The organism is Corynebacterium massiliense DSM 45435 (assembly GCF_028609805.1).
Taxonomy (GTDB): domain Bacteria; phylum Actinomycetota; class Actinomycetes; order Mycobacteriales; family Mycobacteriaceae; genus Corynebacterium; species Corynebacterium massiliense.
The window spans coordinates 2,060,804-2,081,039 of the sequence record NZ_CP063189.1; the positions used below are offsets into that span (position 1 = coordinate 2,060,804).

Consider the following 20,236-nt stretch of genomic DNA (forward strand, 5'->3'; position numbering starts at 1 on the left):
GCACAGATACCATCGCCGGTAGGCCTCGACCGTGGGGCAACGCACTCAACTCGAAAGGTCTGCACACCGTGCGCTCTACTACTCGTTCTTCTCGCATCGCCCGCTACTTCGCGGCCACCGTGCCGGCCGCGCTCATTCTCGCTGGATGCTCCGCTAACCCTGGGCCGACGAGCGTGACCGACGCGGGCATTCCGGACAATGTCGAGTCGGCCATCGCTGGCCGCGGTGAGAAGGACATGCGCGACGGTGCGCAACGCGCCGACGAGGAGTGGCACGGCACGAAGGGTCGCCACGACCGCGACGACGAGCCGAGCGATGACCACGCCGCGGAAGCTGCGGGCGCTGGCGCGGGAGCAGGCGCCGCCTCGACGGAGGCCACCGCGGACCGCATGACCGAAACATTCGACCTGCAGGCACACCGCGGCGGCCGCGGCGAGAACACCGAAGAGTCCCGCGAGGCTTTCCAGCACGCACTCGATATGGGAGTCACGACCCTGGAATTCGACATCGTGCTGTCCAAGGACGGTGTGCCGGTGGTCTGGCACGACCCGGACATTAAGGCGGAAAAGTGCGCGGACACCGAGCCGGTGGCCAAGGACGACCCGCAGTTCCCGTATGTGGGCAAGGCCGTCCACGACCTCACCTTCGAACAACTGCAGACGCTCAACTGCAACAAGGCACTAGCCGACTTCCCTGACGCCCAGCACACCGAAGACAACCGCTTGCTCCAGCTTGGTGAGGTTCTCGACATGGCGAAAGACCACGACGTGCGCTTCAACATCGAGACCAAAATCGAAGCCGACGACCCCGCGAAGTCCGCCACCCCGCAGGAATTCGTCGACACCATCGTCCCGGAGCTACAGGAACGCGATCTGGTCGAGCGAACCACCATCCAATCCTTCGACTGGAGCTCCCTCCCGCTGGTGAAGAAGGCGGAGCCGAAGCTGGATACCGTCATGCTGTGGAGCGCCGACACCTGGACGTCCGGTTCTCCGTGGACCGGGAAGGTGGACTACGACGACGTGGACGGCGACATCGCCAAGGCGGCGGAAAAACTCGACGCGGACATGCTCTCCCCCGAGTACTCCCTGGTGGACGCCGAGATGGTTAACGGTGCCCACGAGCACAACCTGCCGGTTATGCCGTGGACGGCCAACGAACCGGATGACATGAACCGGCTCATCGACACCGGCGTGGACGGCGTGATCACCGACTTCCCCACGGCCCTGCGCGACATCTTGAACGAGCGCGGTATCGACTACTCCGCCTAGTGAGCCGCGCGCCACGCCTTCGCTAGCTCATCCGCGTCGGCCGCGCGCACCGGAATGTTCGGACCACTGCCGGGGCCACTGCGGTAATACTCGGCGACCTGGCGGTTATGCGCCCGGGCGAGCTCCCGCGCCTGTTCTTCCGTATCGCAGCGCGCCGCGCGGGCAGGCAGCTTTTCTAGCTCACGGCGCAGTTTAAGTGCCGGCGGCAACAGGGACTCACCGGATAGCCCCTCGCGGGCCACGTAGTCCTTGATCCACCATCCATGATCCCGCGGGGTTTCGTCACGCAGCGGTTTCCCGGCGCCAGGGAGGTTGTCAAAATCCCCGCGCTCTGCGGCCAGGCGGATTTGGCGGTCCACGAAGGATTCAAAACGCATGCCACTCGGTTTCCGGCCCGGCGGCAGACCTTGCTGCTCTTCCCCGGTGCCACCATCATTTCCGGACGCATCGCTCATGCCGTCCTAGAGTAATGTCCACCACTTTGCGTGTGCTTTCCCCGTGTCCACCCCAGAAGATAAAATCCCTAGGCGTGAACACCTACCAATCGGACTCCCGCCCGTACGACGATGCGCTGCGCCTGTCCGACCAGGACCGCAGTGACGCCATCGCGGCACTGGGCCATGCGATGGGCGAAGGCCGCATCGACATGGGCGAGTTCGACGAGCGCTGCCAGGCGGTCGCGGACGCGCGCACCCGCAGCGACCTCACACCGCTGTTCGCAGACATCCCAGGCCCTGACGCGCCCCATACTGCGCACGGCGGGGCGCTGGAAAAGCACTACTCCACCAGCGAGATTGAGGCGGCACGCGCCAGCGGCCGCAAGCAGCGGCTGGGCACGGCCCTCTTGGTCTCTTTGGCGGGCATTGTCGGCGCGCCCATCTCCTTTGTCGCGGGCCTCGACGCGGTGGGGTCCGGCACCACTATCGCCGGGCTCGCGGGCAGCGCCGTCCTCACGTTCCTCATCCCGGCTATTTGGATTCTCCTCTACGTGATGAAGGTGGGCCCGGAGTCGTGGAACACGCCGTCGCCAAAACAACTGGAGCGCGAGCGCCTGCGCGAACTGGAGGCCAGCCAGGCGCGTGAGCGCGCCGAACGCCGCGCGATCGAGTCGCGCCAGTGGGCCGAGCGCCGCCAACAGGCCAGCGACTTGACCGGCGATGCCCTCAAATTTGCCCGCCGGAAGCTCGATGGGTGGAGCGGTGATAATTCGTAGTGGCACAATTGTGTGCCATGACTTCTTCCAAGCGCCGTCAGTTCGACCAATCCGACAAGCTCAAAAACGTCGCCTACGACATCCGCGGTGAGCTCTCCGCCGAAGCGGAGCGGATGGAGCAAGACGGCCACAACATTCTGAAACTCAACACCGGCAACCCCGCTGCTTTCGGCTTCGACGCGCCGGACGTCATCATGCGCGACATGATCTCCGCGCTGCCGCACTCCCAGGGCTACTCCACGTCGAAGGGCATTGTTTCGGCGCGGCGGGCCATCGTCACGCGCTACGAGCTCGAGGACTTCCCGCGCTTCGACATCGACGATGTCTACCTGGGCAACGGCGTCTCCGAGCTCATCTCCATGGTGACGCAAGCCCTGCTCAACGACGGCGACGAGATCCTCATCCCCTCCCCCGACTACCCGCTGTGGACGGCGGCGACCTCGCTCGCGGGCGGCACCCCGGTGCACTACATCTGCGACGAGGAAGACGAGTGGAACCCGTCCATCGAGGACATCAAGTCCAAGGTAACGGACAAGACCAAGGCCATCGTCGTTATCAACCCGAACAACCCGACCGGCGCGGTCTACTCCCGGGAAACGCTGCAAGCCATCGTGGACATTGCCCGCGAGCACGACCTGCTGCTGCTTGCCGATGAAATCTACGACCGCATCCTCTACGACGACGCGAAACACATCTCGCTGGCCTCCCTCGCGCCGGATCTGCTCACCATCACCTTCAATGGCCTGTCCAAGGCCTACCGCGTCGCCGGCTACCGCTCCGGCTGGATGGTCATCACCGGCCCGAAGCACCACGCGGAAGGCTTCTTGGAGGGCATTGAACTGCTCGCCGGCACGCGCCTGTGCCCCAACGTGCCGGCCCAGCACGCCATCCAGGTCGCACTCGGCGGCAACCAGTCCATCTACGAGCTCACCGCGGAAGGCGGGCGCCTGCGCCGCCAGCGCGACATCGCCTACCAGCGCCTGAGCGAGATCCCGGGCGTGGACGTGGTCAAGCCGCGCGGCGCGTTGTACTGCTTCCCGCGTTTGGATCCGAACGTCTACGAGATCCACGATGACACCCAGCTGATGCTGGACATCCTGCGCAAGGAGAAGATCCTCATGGTCCAGGGAACCGGGTTCAACTTCCCCACCCCGGACCACTTCCGCGTGGTCACTCTGCCGTGGGCGTCCCAGCTGGAAAACGCCATAGAGCGGCTGGGTAACTTCCTGGCCAGCTACCGGCAGTAGACGCTTTCAACCGCGAAAGGAGAATCAATGTCCCTTCCTTCTCTTCTGGGCAATCTGGACGGCTCCGGTTACGGCGGATACAAGAAGCTGCACGGCTCCCACCAGTTGGGCGATTACCGCCTCATCGTGGACAAGGTGCAGTCCGATCCGTTTGCGCCGCCGTCGCTCATCCAGGTCATCACCGATAACCCGGTGCCGGAAGAGTGGGAGGGGGTCGCGGCCGCGGACTTCCTCACTCGCCGGCTGCACCGCGCGCTGGGCCAGGGCTTGTTTATCGATGCCCCGGGCCAGCAGGTCCTCCAGCGCGCCACCGTCGTGTTCCAGGGCGACGAGCTGGCGCTGCGCATGGAGGCGCAGCTACCCGCCCGCGGCCGCCGCATCCTGGGGCGTGCCGCCCGCCGCCTGTTGTGCGACGACCTGCCGGCGGCCATCGACGAGGCGCTCGACTTCGACGACGCGGACCTGCGCGACGCGGTGGAGCTCTACCGCGACCAGGAGGCCCTGCGCGCGCAGCTGCCCGAGCGCGGGCTGGTCGGCTTCCTCGCCGACGGCGCGATTTTGCCGCGCCGCTCCGGCGACTCGGAGCTGCCCGCCGCGGGCGCTGTGCCATTCCAGTCGCCAGACTCGCTGCGCGAGGACTTCACCCTGCCGTCGGGCCGCACGGTCACCGGCATGGGCGTGCCGCAGGGTGTGACGCTCATCGTCGGCGGCGGCTACCACGGCAAGTCGACGCTGCTCAAGGCGTTGGAGCGCGGCGTGTACAACCACGTCGCGGGCGACGGCCGCGAGTTCGCCATCACCGTTTCCGATGCCGCGTCCCTGCGCGCCGAGGACGGCCGCGCGGTCACGGGCGTGGATATCTCGCAGTTCATCAACAACCTGCCGCAGGGCACCGACACCCACGACTTCTCCACGCCGAACGCATCCGGGTCCACCTCGCAGTCCGCGGGCCTCATCGAGGCGCTGGAGGCGGACGCGTCCACCCTGCTCATCGACGAGGACACCTCCGCGACCAACTTCATGATCCGCGACGCCCGCATGCGCCGGCTCGTGCCCACCGACAAGGAACCCATCACGCCGCTGGTCGATCGGGTGCGTGCGCTTGCCGATGCCGGCGTGAGCACCGTCCTCGTCGCCGGCGGCTCCGGCGCGTTTATCGACGTCGCGGACACGGTCATCCAGCTCGCGGAGTACCACCCCTACAACGTCACGGAGCGGGCAAAGGCGCTGGCGGAGGACATCGACAAGCAACCTGCGTTCCCGATGCCCACGCCGCGCACCCTGCCGGCAGACGCCATCAACCTGGGCAAAGGCAAGGGCAAGCGCGGGCCGAAACCGCCGCAGGCGAAGGGCCTGGGCATCATCCGCGTGGGTAAGCAGACCCTGGACATCCAGGCGCTGACCCAGCTGGTCGATCCGTCGCAGACGCGGACCATCGCGGCGTTTATGAACTTCCTGCGCACCCGCAGCGATTCCGCGCCGCTGGCCGCGCTTGCCGATGATTTCCTCGCCCGCATCGCCGACGGCGGCCTCGATGCCGTCTCCGGGCACCGCGGGCACCCCGGCCGGCTGGCCCTGCCGCGCAAGCAGGAGCTGCTCGGGGCGGTCAACCGCTACCGCGGGATGTAGGCGACGAAGTAGTGGGCACGTTGCGATTATTGGCGTTTTCCGTTCTTTTGCCCTAGAAAGAATAGGATAACTTAACGCCGTTCTAGAAAGTTATATCGCTCATGCGCCGTCTTTTCCGCCACACCCGCCTGCGCCACCTCGCAGGAGCCATCGCCGCTGCCGCCTTCGCGGTAAGCGCGGGCACCACCCCGGTCCCCGCCTCCGCAGCGCCTGCGGGCAACATCGTCACGCTCGGCGATTCGTACACGGCCAACCCGGACCAGATCCAAAACACGCTGAAGCTCCGCGGCGGGCTCAGCACGGAGCTGATGGACCACGACTACCCGAGCAAGGGCGGCTGCTTGCAGGCGCCGGATAACTGGCCGCGCCAGCTCGCGCAGAAGACCGGCCGGGACGTTGCCGATTGGTCCTGCAACGCGATGTCCTCGGGGTCCCTTCTGGGGCGCATCGATCAGGCAATTGCCGCCGGCGATCTCCACGAAGGCACCGCGACCGTGGCGGTAGCCGTGGGCGCCATCGACTTCAACGGATTGAGCGCTGATGGTGGCGTCAACGCCCTCCAGCCGGAGAAGGTCCGGGCGAACTACCTGGCCAACATCGACGCGGCGAACGCGAAGATCAAGTCCGTGGCCCCGAACGCGCAGGTCCTCATGGTGGGCATGCTCGCCGCGACGGATCCGGCGTTCCCGAACAACTTCTGCTGGCTCAACGTCATCCCGAACGCGCCGATTGGCTTCCCCGTGCCGATCATCCAGGACTTGGAAAACCGCAACCGCGCCAACCAGCAGGAGGCGGCCAACCGCATCGGCGGCACTTTCGTGGACATCAAGTCCGGCTCGCAGGCGCACAACAGCTGCGCGCCGGATGCGCAGCGCTGGGTTGCCGGCGGCGTGGATACCACGACGCCGAACTACCACATGACGGTTCACCCGTCCCGCGCTGGTTCGTCCTTCATCGCCGACCAGGTGTCCGCGCACCTCTAACGAGTCGGCCGCACCTCATTCGCACTACTATTGAAAATAGTTCACAATAGTGCGTATGGGACGACACCATGCCACGAAACCCGCCGCGCGCCCGGCCACGCACTCCCACGCGCACTCGCACGATGCGGTGCCGGACGGCGGGATGACCCAGCCGCGTCTGACTCTCCTCATCGCCCTGGCGTTTGTCGCGGTCGTCACCGCCATCGGGCTGGTCGCCCTCTGGCCGCACGCCTCCACGGAGGACGCCACCTCCGACGAGTTCGCCCAGACGTATTCGCTCAACCAGCCCCGCGTCAACGGCGAGGTCACCGCGGTGGAGCAGTGCCAGGCCCAGCCCGCGTCACCGCAGCCGGAATCACCACAGCCGGAAGAGCCCCACGAGTGCCGCACAGCCACCGTCGCCATCACCTCCGGCGACGCAGAAGGTGAGACCACCACGCTCACGCACTACGGCGTGCCCGGCGAGCCGCAGCTCAACGAGGGCGACAAGATCGTGCTGTCCGTCGTCCACGACGAGGCCGGCACCGCATCCTACGCGTTCGCGGACTACCAGCGCGGCACGTCCCTTCTCCTCTGGGGCGTCATCGTGGCGGCGGCCATCGTCGCCTTCGCCGCCTGGCACGGCTTGCGCTCCCTCATCGCCCTTGCGCTGTCTTTGGGCGTCGTATTTTTCTTCCTGCTCCCCGGGCTCGCTGCGGGCAGCCACCCAGTGGCACTCGCGCTCACGGCCTGCAGCGCCATCATCCTGCTCAGCGTGCCGATTGTGCACGGGTTGAACTGGAAGTCGGCCTCCGCGCTGGGCGGCAATATGGTCGCGCTCGCGGTGGCAGCGGTTCTCGCGCGCGTGGCTATTGGCTCCACCCACCTGCAAGGCATGAGCTCGGAGGACAACCTCCACCTCGCGCTGTACATGCCCGGTGTATCCATCGTCGGGGTGCTGCTGTGTGGCTTCATCGTGGGCACGCTGGGCGGGCTAAACGATGTCACCATCGGCCAAGCCTCCACCGTCACCGAGCTGTCTCAGTCCAACCCAGATGCCGGGCCATTACAGCTGTTTGCGTCCGCGATGAAGGTGGGCCGTGACCACATTTCCTCGGTGGTCTACACCATCGTGCTCACCTACGCCGGCGCGATGCTCCCCCTGCTGATGATGATGCAGGCATCGCACCAGCACGCCGGCTCCCTGTTGGGCAGCGACCTCATGGCCACGGAGCTTTTGCGCTCCGGCGTCGGCGCGCTGGCTCTCGCCCTGGCAGTACCGCTCACCACGCTCATCGCGGCGTGGACCGTGCCGACACGCTCACGAGAAGATCTTTGGCAAGGTAACAAATAAAGCATAAATCGTAGCCGCAGAAGGTAGGACAAGGTCCCTTACCATGAGCGAGAATGGGTCTGCTGGATAGAACACGCCAGCAGGCTCATTTTCTTATGCGCGGCCGGTCCCGTAAAACTGCTCCAACCGAACTAGTGCCGCTCAACCACTCTTGGAGTTGCGGATCAATCGTTCCTACCAACGCGAATGCATCGGCAATTATGTCCTTAATTATGTCCTTCACGTCGATGTTCAAAAGGCGTGAGGGAACGCCTTGCTCAATGCTTCTTCCCAAAGCCTCAAGCGGTTCGTGTGGGAAAGTACGTCATCATGCGTTATCGACAAACCGTACCGAGGGTGACCTGATCCACGTTGTTTTGCAGCCTTCTTTGCAAGGGCAAGTGCGTCTTTGCGCTTCCTCGCTGTTAATGAGTTCAACGGCGTGGAGAGCCGCTTTTCTATTCCCGCCTACTGCATCCAAATAGGGTTGAAAACGGGCCCTCCCCAGCGAATCAATGATCTTTTCTCTATCCATGGCTGGGGAAAGTCAACTTTACTGGCTTTGGTTACACCGCTCGGCCGAGCGCCTGCAGGTTCCAGCCGGCGGCGCGCCACTCATCGACGTCCAAGACGTTGCGGCCATCGATGAAGTTCTTCGCGGCGACGCGCTTGCCCGCCTCCTGGGGGTCGAGCTCCTTGAACTGCTTCCACTCGGTGGCCAGGATGACGAGTTCACTGCCGTTGAGCGCGGCATCGAGATCCGCCGCGTAGTCCAGCGTCGGGAAGACCTTCTTGGCGTTGTCCATGCCCTGCGGGTCGTAGACGGTGACTGCTGCACCAGCGAGGGAGAGCTGGCCCGCCACCGCGAGCGCCGGCGAGTCGCGCACATCGTCGGAGTTGGGCTTGAAGGCGCAGCCCAGCACCGTCACGCGGTGTCCCAGGAGCATCCCGCCAAGCATCTCTTTCGCCAGCGCGACCACGCGGTCGCGGCGGCGCATGTTGATGGCGTCGACCTCGCGGAGGAACGTCAGCGCCTGGTCGGCGCCGAGCTCTCCCGCACGCGCCATGAATGCGCGGATGTCCTTGGGCAGGCAACCACCGCCGAAGCCCAGACCGGCGCCTAAGAACTTGCGGCCGATGCGCTCGTCGTGGCCGATGGCATCGGCAAGCGCAAGCACGTCGCCCCCTGCAACCTCACACAGCTCGGAGACGGCGTTGATGAAAGAAATCTTGGTGGCCAAAAAGGAGTTGGCCGCCACCTTCACCAGCTCCGCGGTGGCGAGATTGGTGACGATGAACGGGGTGTCACTGGCCAGCGGGCGCGCGTAAATCTCGCGGGCGATCTCCTCCGCGGTGCTCTCGCCGTCCCGCACGCCGAGGACGATGCGGTCCGGAGTGATGGTGTCCTTGACGGCGTAGCCCTCGCGCAGAAACTCGGGGTTCCAGGCGATCTCTACCGAGGCTCCCTCCGGGGCGAGGGAGTCGGCCAGTTCCTGCAGGTCCGCCGCGGTGCCAACCGGGACGGTCGACTTGCCCAGGATGACGTGATGGCCCGAAAGGTGCGGCACAAGCGACTCGATGACCGCGCGCACGTAGGTGAGATCCGCCGCGTAGGAACCGTGCTGCTGCGGGGTGCCCACGCCGAGGAAGTGGACGTGGGCGAACTCGGCTGCCTGCGCGTAGTCGGTGGTAAACGCGAGGCGGCCGGAGTCGATGTTGCGCTCGAGGACCTCCGGCAGGCCCGGCTCGAAGAAGGGGACCTTGCCGGCGCTTAACGATGCAATCTTGGCCTCATCCACGTCTACGCCCAGCACGTCGTGGCCCAGTTCCGCCATGCATGCCGCGTGCGTCGCACCGAGGTACCCGGTGCCAATCACAGTCATTTTCATAAGGCGCTAGCCTACCCAGCCAAGGTAAACGCGTAGTGACTTTTGCGCGACAGGCAGTTGACGGTCGCGTACACGGCGGCTGCCGGGAAGCGCTTAGCGGAAGTTGAGGTAGGACTTCGACGGGGTCGGCCCGCGCTGACCCTGGTACTTCGACCCCAGCGATCCGGTGCCGTACGGCGCCTCCGCCGGGGAGCTCAGCTGGAACAGGCACAGCTGGCCGACCTTCATGCCCGGCCACAGGGTAATCGGCAGGTTCGCCATGTTCGACAGCTCGAGCGTGATGTGGCCGCTGAAACCGGGGTCAATGAAACCCGCGGTGGAATGGGTCAGCAGCCCCAACCGGCCGAGGGACGACTTACCTTCCAACCGGCCCGCGAGGTGTGGTGGCAGGCTGAAGCGCTCCGCGGTGGACGCGAGCACGAATTCACCCGGGTGGAGGACGAACCCGTCGCCGTCCTCAACCTCTTTCAGGCTGGTAAGCTCGGCCATCTCCTGTTTCGGATCGATGTGCGTGTACCGCGAGTTGTTAAAGACCCGGAAATACTTGTCCAGGCACACGTCCACGCTGGACGGCTGGACGAGGTCGGCCTGGAACGGCTCGATACTTAAGTCTCCGGAGTCTACGGCGGCACGGATGTCACGATCGGAAAGAAGCACGGAGCTTATCCTACCTGCCGTACCTCACCGACACCGCGTGCCGTCGGCCCCCGATTTTTTCCAATCCGCCCCGCCGAGTGCTAAGCTACGGAAAGCGCGAAAGCGCAAGTGCCGACGTAGTTTAATGGTAGAACCGCAGCTTCCCAAGCTGCTGGCGCGGGTTCGATTCCCGTCGTCGGCTCCATGTCCTGTGTCGCGTCATAGTTGACAAAACTGTCGCGACATCGTTGACAGATGGGCGTCCGCCGAGTTTTTGTTCTCGGTGGGCGCCTTTTGGGGTTAAGGGTCAAAATGTGTGTCTGGCTCGGCGTGTCGCGGGGGTTAGATTTGGCCTTTTTGAATGCCGATTGAGTGGGTGTAGTCGGTGTCGATAGCGTTGTCGTAGAGGGCTGGGCGTCCTGTTTCGTGGTCGGCTTGGTTCTCGGTTTGGGTCAGGGTGGATACTTTGGCGAGTTGGCCCTGGCCCCAGTCGGACTGCCTGGCGATTCGTACTGGATCGTCAGGCAGTTCCGTTTTTAAGTAGAGCCACCAATCCAGCATGCGGCGTTGTCGTTCGCCTGATCTGCCGCGGTGGGTTCTGGCGAGCAGTTTGAGCTGGGCGTTGATGCCGCCTTCTAAGCTGTTGGTGGTGGATTTGATCCGCTCGGGCGCAAGGACTCCTGCTGGCGGGTTGAGGTAGACAAACAGCATCTCGGACCGCCAAAGATGGTTGAGGCTGTTGTAGGCCTTGCGCACGTTGTGGTGGGTCCACACGCGGGTCCATGCACCTGTTTTGGGGTCTTTGATCATGGTTTTCTCGTTCATCCATTCCCGGTAGATCGTTGAAAACTCGTGCAGTTGCACACCCCACGCGGCGGCTTCATCCAGTGTGGTGATCCGGGTCAGTTTCAGCGCAAGTCGGTAGATGGTGCGCCCGGCATCGGTGCGTGGGTTGGTGGTGGTGTAGCGGCGGACCACGCGTTGGGCGTGGACGAGGCAGCGTTGAATTTTCGTAGTCGGCCAGCACTTTTTGATTGCGCTGTATGCGCCTTGGCCGCCGTCGATGACGGCGATGAGTGGGGCTTCGATGCGTTCAAGCAGCAGTTGGTAGTCGCGGGTGGTTTCGTGTTTGCACCAGTGCCAGGCGATCACGTGGTCGATGGTCGCCGCGACGATCAGGCAGCCACCGGCGGTGTAGGTGCCATCGAGAAATACCTGGTCGTAGATCCGCTTGTGGTGGCCGGCGGTGGGGTCAGGCACATCAACGAGCCAGCACCACTTGAAGCGCCGCTTCATGGTGGCGCGGCTAACACCGTTTCGTTTGGCTAGGTCGTCGAGTGATATTGCGGTGGTGCAATGCTCGATGAACTGGGTGAACACTGCCGCGTTGGTGATGTCGTTTCGACGTTTGACGCTGGAGGCGCCGCATTGTTTGCAGCGCCATCTGGTGGTGCCTTTGCTGGTGGTGCCGTTGCGTTTCATTTCACCGCCGCAGTGGCAGCGTGGTTGGTTCTTCGACATTGCGACACCACACCACGCCGCGCATAGCACATCACGGCTGCCACACCGAGGATTTCCCGTCGGGGGCTAGATATATGCTTCCGGAGCATATACTTTCCGGAAACCTACAGGTCAATCCGTGAAAATCCGCGATTCCGGACACACTTTTTGACCCTTAACCCGTTAGTTGAGTGGGGGTTCGCCGTGTTTCCAGATTGGGGCTTGGTAGTTGCGGCTGGTGTCGATGTAGTGCTCGGTGATGATGGCGCCGGTGTCTTTGAGTGATGTGGTGATGTGGCGGTCTTTGATGATCATCAGGACGTGGTGGCCGGTGTATTTTCGGCCCATTCCTAGGTGGTAAAGCCTGCCTGCGTAGCGGATGGTGCAGCGGCCGGCTTTGTCGACTTTGTCGTTGCGTGTGCGCCATTCTTCGGTGGGGTTGTCGTCGGGGCTGGCTTTCGTGGATGCGTTGTAGACCTCGTATGGGGTGCGTCTGCCGAGGGCTCGGTGTGGGCGGTTGGTGTTGTAGTAGGCGGCGAATCGGTCGAGTTGTTGTTGTAGTTCGTCGATGGTGTTGACGGTGGGTTGGCGCGATAGCCACCGTTTGAGTGTTTGGTGGAATCGTTCGATTTTTCCTTGGGTTTGTGGGTGTCCTGGCCTGCCGTTTTTCTGTTGGATCCGGTGGTTGCGGATGAGTTTTTCGAAGGCGTTACGGCCGCCTTTTGCCCCGGCGTTGCGGGCGGTAAACACCAGCCCGTTGTCGGTGAGGGTGGATTGTGGTGGGCCGAAGTCGCTGATGAGGTGTGATAGTTCGTCGGCGACGGCAGGCCCAGAAAAGGACCGGCTGGCTGTAATGGACAGCAGCAGTCGGGAGTGGTCGTCGATGAAGTCGAGGATTTCGACGCGTCTTCCGCCGGTGAGATATGCGTGTGTGATGTCTGCTTGCCAGCATTCATTGGGGCGGGATGCTTCGAAGCGGATAAATGAGGTTCTCGGCCGCTTTTTTGGTTCTGGCTGCACGAGGCCGTGGTCGCGGAGGATGCGCACGATCGTCGAGGTAGATGGGGCATACATACCTTGTTGTTCCAGGTGGAACTGGATGGTTTCTGCCCCGGAATCCAGCCCGGAGTGGTCGAGTTGTTTGCGCATGTTGATGATGGTTTTCTTGAGCTTTTTGGATACTGCGCGTGGGTTGGAGTGCGGTGCTTTCGACTTCGGCTTTACCGCTTGTGGGCCGCCAGTGTCGTAGCGGCGGAGTAAGGCGTAGACCCACTGGCGGGACACGTTGAAACGCGTAGCGACTCGGGCGACTGGTTGGTGTTGCTCACGGACAGCTTTGATGATCGCGAGATTGCGGTTCGGACTATTCATGCTGTCAACGATGACGCGACACACCTGTCAACTGTCATCGTGCCTTCGCCCCGGCTGGGGATGTAAAGGATGTCCCGACACACCTGTCAACTGTCAGTGACGTTTCCCCAGAACAGATTTGTAAACTATGTCATGACTTCAGACACCGTCGTCGGCTCCATTTGTCCTGTGTCGCGACATCGTTGACAAAAGGGCGCCCGCCGAAAGCTACTGCTGCTTTCAGCGGGCGCTCTTCGTATTTCTAAACAGCGTGCCCCAACTGTGCACCGCACGCCTGCTAATCGATGGGCTCCGCAACCGTGATGATGTTCTCCGCGTAGCCGAGCTGACCGCCGACGAATTCGCCGCCGCACGTGATGAGCACGAACTTCGCTGCGTAGCCGTCACCCCTTAGGAACACTTCACAATCGGCTGTGGGTCATACACCGTCGTGGTGGTCTGCCGGTCGAGCTCGTTGCCCTTCAGGTCGCGGATGATGCGGGTGTCCGAGGTGGTAAAGCCCGGGTTGCCGTTGGACGGGCTGCACTCGTCGCCCGGTACCTTCATCTCGGTGGGTTGGGTCTGCGCCCAGCGGCCGTTGTTCACCGACTCGACGTCCACAGTCTTCACACCCTTCAGGCGCACCGTGATGTCGTTGTCGGTGTAGCTGGTCTCAATACGCACCGGGTACTTCGAGGTGTTCTTGAACGCTAGGTCGATGGCGCCCTCGTAGACGGTGGCCTCCCGGCCGGCCGGGTAGCGGTTGATGTAGTAGCTGTGCGGCGTGTGCGCCACATCGCCCATGCCCGCAAAGTACTCCGCGTTGTAGAGGGTCGTGGCGAACTGCGAGATGCCGCCACCGACGGCCTCACCGGCGTGGCCGTCGATGATGATGCCCGACTTCACGTAGCCCTGGGCCTCCCCGCGGGGGCCGGTGTAGCCGTTGAGGGAGAACGTATCGCCCGGCGCGACGATGGCGCCATTCACCTTGTCGGCCACCAACTGGATGTTGCGGCCCGAGTCCTTGGAAAATCCGCTGGTGGTGAACTCACCCAGGGTGTCGTCGAAGCTGGCGCGCTCGGCGTCTTCCGTGGTGAAGGTCGCCGGATCGTCCGTGTACGCGGCGTCCCATTCGCGGCCCTTCGATCCGGTCACGCGGTCCGGGAAGCCGTCCATGGTATTCTCCCAGTCCAGGGACACGCCGTCGGAGTGCGGGATGACGCGCTTCTTCCCGCCGGAAAAGTCAATGTCCGCGTTGCGCTTCGGCTTCTCCGTCGACGAGAGGGTCTCCGCGAAGATGCCCTGCGCGGCCTCGGCGTCGACGTCGAGGGCCAGCGAGTGCTTCTCCGGGTCCTCGCGGATACTGACGATGTCCGCGATGTGCTCCGGGGAAATCTCCGCCGTCACGTCGTCGCGGCCCTTGAGCTTCAGTGGGCCGTCGAGGGCGCGTTTGAGGTCGCCATCGGCAAGCTCGTCCACCGCTTTGTTGCCGATGGCCGGCTTCTGCTCCTCGGCCGCTACCTCGACGCCGTCTGGGTCGAGCCAGTCCTCGCGGACCTTGGTGTTCAGCTCGGCATCGTCAATGCTCTGCCCGATGACCTCCGGGGTCTTCTTGATCTCCGCACCGTCCAGCTCGAGGGTGGCGTTCTTCGGCTCCACCGTCAGCTCGTCGTGGAGGCGTTCCAGCTGCGGGCCGAGTGCGTCCTCGTCCACCTGCGTGTCGATGGACCGTTCCTCCATCGGCCGGAAGAAGCTGTAGACGCGCGCGATGGGGTTGAGCGAGGCGTCATCGATGGAATCGACCGCGGCCTGGTAGTCCATGCTGAGCCCCGCCTCCGCGGGGATGAACTCGGCGTGCTGGTCGCCGGCCTTGACCGTGACTGGGTTGTCCTCCACCCCGCCGAGCTCTTTTTTGAGCTTCTGCACCGCGGCGTGGCGCTCCATGTTGGAAATGTCCACGCCGCCGACGGAGACGGACCGCGGCACCTTGCCCTGGTTGGAGACCACGTCGATGGCGTACGCGACGCCCGCGATGACGAAAAGGCCCACCAGAATGCCGAGGGTGATAGCCCAGCCCCGCGCGCCACGGGACTTTTGCCCGCCGTCAGCGTGGTCAGCGTGCGCGGAGTGGCCGATTCGTTGGTTATTCACAGCAAAGACAGTATCCGTTCCACCACGGTTAGCACTAGTCGCTGGGCGCTTAGTGTTTCACGTTAAACCTGAATCCTGCCGTCGCGGGCGGCCTGCTCTGCTGTATCGAGGACCTCGTTGATATCGGCCTCCGCCGACCACAGCACCACGTCGGCGCCGGCGGCAAGGCCGGCGGTGGCGGCATCGGCAGGCGCGAAGCGGTCCGTGATCGCCTGCATGCCGGTGAGATCGTCGGTGTAGACCGTCCCGCCGAACCCGAACTGATCGCGCAAAAGGCCGTAGGCGTCCGGGTTGAGGCTCGACGGGGTCTCGCCGTCGCCGAGGCCCGGCACGACCATGTGCCCGACCATCACGCCCGGCGCCGTGGCGGGATCGTCGCTCTGGGATTCCGGCAGCGCCCGCGTGTACGGCACCAGGTCGTGGCCTTGCATGTCGTCGAGCGGCGGGGTGACCGCGTCGCCCTGGTGCGTGTCCCCCGAGGCGCGGCCGTGGCCCGGGAAGTGCTTGAACACTGGGCGTACGCCGGAGGACTGCAGCCCGCGGGCGAACGCGGCGCCGAGCTCGCCGGCCTGCTGCGGGTCGGAGGAAAACGAGCGATCGCCGACCACCTCGAGGTCGCCACCGTCCACGTCGAGCACCGGTGCGAAGTCGACGTTGATGCCGTGATCGCGCAGGGTCGCGCCGATCTGCGCGCCCTGGGCCTGCGCACCCTCCGGGCCGCCGGCTGCCATGTCCCGCGCGGACGGGTACGAGCCCAGGATGTCGTCGAAGCGCTGCACGCGGCCGCCCTCGAAGTCGATGGCCACCTCGAAGGGCCGGTCGAACTCGGCGCGCAGCGCGTTGATATCGCGGCCCGGCTCGGTGAGAAGCCCCGGATCTGCCCAGCTGGTGAGGAAGATGCCGCCCACGCCTGCTTCCAGCTTGGCGCGCGCATCCTCGTAGCTGACCACGCCCGGCATGAGCTTGGCCGCGATCTGCTCGCGGGGGTTTTGCTCGGGAGCGTCGGTGGGTGCCTCGGTGGTCGATGGGGCATCGTCAAGCGGAGCGTCCGAGTGCGCGCAGCCTGCCCCGGTTGCGCTGGCGGCGAGGCCGACCGCTACCACGGCGGCGGTAAGACGACGCGGAATCTGCCGAGGTGTAAAAGACATGGTGTCTAGTGTGCCCTATCTCCTTTCCCCGCTACAGTGGTGGGCCATGAGCGAAGGCCCGAAGATTCTGCTCGCTTTCGACGGCACCGACCAGGCCAGCCACGCGATCGAGTACGCCGCGCGCTACCTGCGCGCCGGCATCGTGGAACTCCTCACCGCCTGGGAGCCGTCCGCGCGCCAGGCGGCGCGTTCTGTCACCCGCGTCGGCGTGCAGCCGGTGGGCGGCTCGGAGGATCCCGCCGCCGATCCGGCCTACGAGGAGGCCCAGCGCGTGTGCAACGCCGGCGTCCAGCACGCCGAGTCGCTGGGGCTTTCCGCCCGCGCCCACCTGGTGGAATCCGCCACCACCATCCCGGAGGCCATCGTGGATGCGGCCGAGGAGCTGGACGTCGACGTCATCGTCACCGGCACCCGCGCCATCGGCGGGATGCGCTCGCTGTGGAATACCTCCACTGCCGAGCACCTCGTGCGCCACGCCGGCCGGCCCGTGTTCATCGTTCCGCCGGAAGACGAATAGGTGTTGCATAACCGCTCCCCGCGGTGGTGCTGCTAGCATCACCGCCATGGCTGTCCAAAGCGATTCCTTAAACAAGCGCACCCTCGGTCCCGCCGTGGGCAGCGCCGTCGTGGGCATCACCTTAGGCATCATCACGGTGGTCGGAATCGCGCAGTTCTCCGGCTCCGACGCCGCGCCTGCCGATGGCGCCGTCCCCGCCGACAACGCCGTCCTCGGCGGCCCGGAATACGGCAGCCGCGGCTAACTTCTCCCCACGCGCATGCGCCTAAAGGCCACCCTGGTCGGCTGGCTCGCAGTCGTCCTCACCGTCTGGCTGCCGTTTTCGGCGCCGTGGGGCGAGGTCGCCGCGGACACCAAACACGATCTCACCGCCGACCCGGCCGGCTTTCTGGCCGGCGCGCTGCACGCCTACACCGACACCTTCACCCTCGGCCAGCTGCAGAATCAGGCCTACGGCTACCTCTTCCCCCAGGGCCCGTTCTTCCTCCTCACTAATTTTCTGCCCGACTGGGTGGCGCAACGCCTGTGGTGGACACTGGTGCTCTCTGTCGGCTACTTCGGCATGGTCGCCCTCCTGCGTCGCGTCACCCCGGCGAGCGGGGCGTGGCTCGCGCTCGGCGGCATCGCCTACGCGCTCAGCCCCCGCGCGCTGACCACCCTCACCGCCATCTCCTCAGAGACCTGGCCGGTCATGCTGGCGCCGTGGGTCATAGTTCCTTTGCTGGGTTCCGGGGCCCGGATCACTTGGCGCAACCTCGCCGCCGCCGTCGTGCCCGTCGCGCTGATGGGCGCGGTCAACGCCACCGCCACGCTCGCCGCGTGCGTGCCGGCCGCGCTGGTGCTGGTGTGGCGGCGGCCGGTCTGGCAGGGGCTGAAATGCCTGGCCATCTGGTTTATCGGCTGCGCGGCGGTGAGCCTGTGGTGGCTCGGCCCGCTGGTGCTGCTGGGCCGCTACGCGCCGCCGTTTACGGAATTTATCGAGTCCTCTTTCGTCACCACCCGCTGGCTCAACCTCGCGGAGGTGCTGCGCGGGACCACGAGCTGGACGCCCTTCGTGGAAACCGAGCGCGTCGCCGGCACCGCGCTGGCCACCGAGCCGGTGTTCGTGCTGCTGACGATGGCGGTCGCGGCGGCGGGGCTGGCGGGCATCGCCACGCGGCGCGTGCCCGAGGTCTGGTCGGCGATGCTGGTGGTGGGCGTCGTCATTCTCAGCCTCCACGCCGGCTGGTACCTCGCCGCGCTTGACGGCCCGCTGGCGCCGTTCCGCAACGTGCACAAATTCGATCCGCTGGTGCGTCTGCCGCTGGTCATCGGCATGGTCACGCTGGGCAGCCGCTTAGGGCTCCCGCGCGACTGGCTACGCCCGCGCCCCCGCCAGGCCGCGGGCATGATCCTCGCCATCGTCGTCGCACTGTCCGCCGCCCCGGCGTTCAACGGACAACTACTCCCCCGCGGCACGTACGAGAAAGTGCCGGGCTACTGGCAGGAGGCGGCTGACTTCGTCAACGACAACGCCGCCGGCACCCGCACGCTCATCTACCCGCCCGCCTCCTTCGCGCGCCAGGAGTGGGGCTGGACCCGCGACGAGCCCGCCCAGGCGCTTCTCGATGTCCCCTGGGCCGTCCGCGACTCCATTCCCCTCATCCCGCCGGAGGCGATCCGCGGTATGGACGGGGTGACCGCCGTCTTGGAGCACGACCCGAAGGCCGGGGCGCGCGCGTTGCGGCGCCTGGGCATCGGCGCGGTCCTCCTGCGCCACGACCTCGACGACCACGTCGCGGCCGCCGACGACATCGACGCCGCGGATCTGCCCGGCACCGTCCACCACTTTGGCGAGATCGACGTGGTGCTGCTTGACGATTCCCCCTCCATCACCATCGGCCCCGCCGACCCCGTGCGCGTCGCCGGCGGCGGGGAGTCGCTCGCCCTCCTAGACGCGCTGGACGGCGCCCAGCCGCGGGAGCTGGTGGACCGTGACGCGGACATCGTCACGGACACGCCCATGCTCGTCGACCGCAACTACGGCACGCTCCACGGCCCAGTCTCCGCGCCGGTCGCACCCACGGAAAAGACGCGCGTGCACAACCGGCTGCGCGACTACCCGTCCGCCGGGCCGCGCACCGCGGTGGAGGAACGCGGTGGGTCCGTTGGGGCATCGTCAAGCGCGGCGGACGTTGACTCCTTCGCCGGTGCCGACCCGGCCCACTCCGTGACCGCGGCAACGGACGGCGACCCAGACACCGCGTGGGAGCCGGCGCCCGGCGACAAGCACCCGTGGCTGGAACTGCGTGGGGACTTCACCGCGCCGAAACTCACGGTGCGCGCGACTGCCGATGCCACCGTCACCGTCCGCTCCCGCGATGCCTCCGTCGACGTCGAGCTGGCCGAAGGCGAGGAGAAGACGGTCTCCGTGCCCGGCGGGGATACCGACGCGGTGCGCGTGGAGCTGGACGGCGACAAGCGCGTCGGGCTCGCCGAGGTCGGCGTGGTGGGCCACCCCATCGAGCGGGTGGTGACGGTGCCCGACACCTCCCCGGGGGTCAAGCAGTTCGCCTTCCAGCGCCTTTTCGTCGATACCGGCAACCTGGTGCGCGAGTTCACCGCGCCCCGAGAGATGCGGGTGGTCGCGCGCACGGCCGGGGAGGTGTCGCTGGATGGCGCCCCGCTTGCCGATGGCGACGTCATCGACCTCTCCCCCGGCGCCCACCGCGTGGACGGCTCTGCCGAGTGGGTGACTCTGACCGAGGAGGGATGGTTGCCGGAGCCTGGATACGTGGACAGTGACGGCAGCGTCGAACCGGCCGACACCGACCGACTTCTCACCACCGGCCGGGCGTTCAACCCGGGGCTGGAGGGCTTTTTAGACGGCGAGAGGTTGGAGCCGCGGGCCATCGACGCCGCGACCCAGGCGTTCGTCGTCCCTGCAGGTCAGGGCGGTGAGTTCACCATGTCGTTCACCGCCGACGGCGCGTACCGCGGCTGGCTTTTCGGCGGTGGGGTGCTGGCGGGCATCGTCACGCTCGCGTGCGCGGTCCTGGGGCGCTGGGGCTCTGCGGATCGACGGCGTGTCTGGCCGTCTCGTGGTTTCACCGCCTGCGCGTTGGTTCTTTTGGCGCTGGCCTCGCCCGTCGCAGCAATTGCGGGCGTAGGCGGGCTCATCGCCCGGCGCTGGGTGACGCCGGTCGTACTCTCGCCGGTGCTGTGCGGCATCGCCGGTGCCATGCTGGCGCGGGCGCCGTGGCCGTCGGCGGGCTACGCGGGCGACTCGTGGGCCATCGCGGCGCTGTGCGGGGCGGCGCTGGTTGTCGCCGTCGCCCCACTTCCCCCGCGCGGCCATCGCTAACACCGGACACTGCCTGAATTTGGATCGTAAGGCGTGGATCTGCGGAC

Annotated in this window: 16 protein-coding genes, 1 tRNA gene and 1 pseudogene; 10 read left to right on the forward strand and 8 right to left on the reverse strand. The window is 65.6% G+C overall.

All coding sequences use genetic code 11. The features are described 5' to 3' along the window. The first annotated feature begins 68 nt into the window (after window positions 1-68). A complete protein-coding gene (locus CMASS_RS09525) occupies window positions 69-1,271 on the forward strand; it encodes a glycerophosphodiester phosphodiesterase family protein (RefSeq protein ID WP_156831792.1) in 1,203 nt (400 codons plus the stop codon). Here CMASS_RS09525 and CMASS_RS09530 read toward each other — a convergent pair. Further along, the gene (locus CMASS_RS09530; protein ID WP_022863028.1) at window positions 1,268-1,726 is read right to left on the reverse strand and encodes a DnaJ family domain-containing protein; all 459 of its coding nucleotides are present in this window, start codon (window positions 1,724-1,726) and stop codon (window positions 1,268-1,270) included. The genes CMASS_RS09525 and CMASS_RS09530 overlap by 4 nt on opposite strands. 74 nt (window positions 1,727-1,800) lie before the next feature. Between CMASS_RS09530 and CMASS_RS09535 the strand changes: the two genes are divergently transcribed. The 5 genes from CMASS_RS09535 (at window position 1,801) to CMASS_RS09555 (ending at window position 7,676) form a co-directional block, all read left to right on the forward strand. Continuing rightward, the gene (locus tag CMASS_RS09535) at window positions 1,801-2,484 is read left to right on the forward strand and encodes a DUF1707 SHOCT-like domain-containing protein (RefSeq protein ID WP_022863029.1); all 684 of its coding nucleotides are present in this window, start codon (window positions 1,801-1,803) and stop codon (window positions 2,482-2,484) included. Window positions 2,485-2,501: 17 nt separating this feature from the next. Continuing rightward, entirely contained in the window at window positions 2,502-3,731 is a 1,230-nt protein-coding gene (locus tag CMASS_RS09540) for a pyridoxal phosphate-dependent aminotransferase (protein WP_022863030.1), read from the forward strand. A gap of 27 nt (window positions 3,732-3,758) precedes the next feature. After that, window positions 3,759-5,360, forward strand: a complete 1,602-nt coding sequence (locus CMASS_RS09545) for an ABC-ATPase domain-containing protein (protein WP_022863031.1) — start codon at window positions 3,759-3,761, stop codon at window positions 5,358-5,360. Between the two features lie 101 nt (window positions 5,361-5,461). Beyond that, entirely contained in the window at window positions 5,462-6,343 is an 882-nt protein-coding gene (locus CMASS_RS09550; protein WP_022863032.1) for a GDSL-type esterase/lipase family protein, read from the forward strand. Between the two features lie 55 nt (window positions 6,344-6,398). Continuing rightward, on the forward strand, window positions 6,399-7,676 hold the full coding sequence (locus CMASS_RS09555; protein ID WP_084684409.1) for a YibE/F family protein: 1,278 nt from the start codon (window positions 6,399-6,401) through the stop codon (window positions 7,674-7,676). Window positions 7,677-8,221: 545 nt separating this feature from the next. On the opposite strand, the gene CMASS_RS09560 is transcribed toward CMASS_RS09555, so the two are convergent. After that, window positions 8,222-9,544: a UDP-glucose dehydrogenase family protein gene (locus tag CMASS_RS09560; protein ID WP_022863034.1), complete on the reverse strand. Its 1,323-nt coding sequence runs from the start codon at window positions 9,542-9,544 to the stop codon at window positions 8,222-8,224. A gap of 93 nt (window positions 9,545-9,637) precedes the next feature. Beyond that, window positions 9,638-10,201 (reverse strand): dCTP deaminase, encoded by a 564-nt coding sequence (gene dcd, locus CMASS_RS09565; RefSeq protein ID WP_022863035.1) that lies wholly within the window; start codon window positions 10,199-10,201, stop codon window positions 9,638-9,640. Window positions 10,202-10,311: 110 nt separating this feature from the next. Here dcd and CMASS_RS09570 point away from each other — a divergent pair. Continuing rightward, a tRNA-Gly gene (locus CMASS_RS09570) sits at window positions 10,312-10,385 on the forward strand. Window positions 10,386-10,522: 137 nt separating this feature from the next. On the opposite strand, the gene CMASS_RS09575 is transcribed toward CMASS_RS09570, so the two are convergent. From CMASS_RS09575 to CMASS_RS09595, 5 genes and pseudogenes are all read right to left on the reverse strand, one after another. Continuing rightward, a complete protein-coding gene (locus CMASS_RS09575; RefSeq protein ID WP_005323424.1) occupies window positions 10,523-11,701 on the reverse strand; it encodes an IS256-like element IS1249 family transposase in 1,179 nt (392 codons plus the stop codon). 162 nt (window positions 11,702-11,863) lie between these two features. Beyond that, window positions 11,864-13,051 carry an IS481 family transposase gene (locus CMASS_RS09580; RefSeq protein WP_273665901.1) on the reverse strand — a complete coding sequence of 396 codons (1,188 nt, stop codon included), beginning with the start codon at window positions 13,049-13,051 and terminating at the stop codon, window positions 11,864-11,866. Window positions 13,052-13,328: 277 nt separating this feature from the next. Beyond that, window positions 13,329-13,421, reverse strand: a pseudogene (locus CMASS_RS09585) (class F sortase); the annotation flags it as partial. Window positions 13,422-13,441: 20 nt separating this feature from the next. After that, a complete protein-coding gene (locus tag CMASS_RS09590) occupies window positions 13,442-15,097 on the reverse strand; it encodes a VanW family protein (protein ID WP_027018661.1) in 1,656 nt (551 codons plus the stop codon). A 146-nt stretch (window positions 15,098-15,243) separates the two neighbouring features. Then, window positions 15,244-16,329: a glycoside hydrolase family 3 N-terminal domain-containing protein gene (locus CMASS_RS09595; protein WP_084684407.1), complete on the reverse strand. Its 1,086-nt coding sequence runs from the start codon at window positions 16,327-16,329 to the stop codon at window positions 15,244-15,246. Between the two features lie 46 nt (window positions 16,330-16,375). Here CMASS_RS09595 and CMASS_RS09600 point away from each other — a divergent pair, with 46 nt between their 5' ends. The 3 genes from CMASS_RS09600 to CMASS_RS09610 are packed head-to-tail and all read left to right on the forward strand — an operon-like array spanning window position 16,376 to window position 20,189. After that, window positions 16,376-16,846, forward strand: a complete 471-nt coding sequence (locus tag CMASS_RS09600) for a universal stress protein (RefSeq protein ID WP_022863008.1) — start codon at window positions 16,376-16,378, stop codon at window positions 16,844-16,846. A gap of 46 nt (window positions 16,847-16,892) precedes the next feature. Next, on the forward strand, window positions 16,893-17,090 hold the full coding sequence (locus CMASS_RS09605; protein ID WP_022863007.1) for a DUF2613 domain-containing protein: 198 nt from the start codon (window positions 16,893-16,895) through the stop codon (window positions 17,088-17,090). 15 nt (window positions 17,091-17,105) lie between these two features. After that, entirely contained in the window at window positions 17,106-20,189 is a 3,084-nt protein-coding gene (locus tag CMASS_RS09610; RefSeq protein ID WP_022863006.1) for an alpha-(1->3)-arabinofuranosyltransferase domain-containing protein, read from the forward strand. The last annotated feature ends 47 nt before the right edge of the window (window positions 20,190-20,236 follow it).